1 rRNA gene is annotated in these 341 nt (G+C 52.8%); it reads left to right on the plus strand.

Features of this window, described 5'->3' with window-relative positions:
- Window positions 1–341: ribosomal RNA gene (locus tag AAEY79_RS14310) — 16S ribosomal RNA — on the plus strand; the annotation flags it as partial.

Here is a 341-nt window from a genome sequence, read left to right on the forward strand (position 1 = left end):
GCTGTGACGTTACTGACAGAAGAAGCACCGGCTAACTCCGTGCCAGCAGCCGCGGTAATACAGAGGGTGCAAGCGTTAATCGGAATTACTGGGCGTAAAGCGTACGCAGGCGGTTTGTTAAGCGAGATGTGAAAGCCCCGGGCTCAACCTGGGAACTGCATTTCGAACTGGCAAACTAGAGTGTGATAGAGGGTGGTAGAATTTCAGGTGTAGCGGTGAAATGCGTAGAGATCTGAAGGAATACCGATGGCGAAGGCAGCCACCTGGGTCAACACTGACGCTCATGTACGAAAGCGTGGGGAGCAAACAGGATTAGATACCCTGGTAGTCCACGCCGTAAA

The organism is Psychrobacter sp. GW64-MNA-CIBAN-0177 (genome assembly GCF_040309585.1).
GTDB classification, from domain to species: Bacteria; Pseudomonadota; Gammaproteobacteria; order Pseudomonadales; family Moraxellaceae; genus Psychrobacter; species Psychrobacter okhotskensis.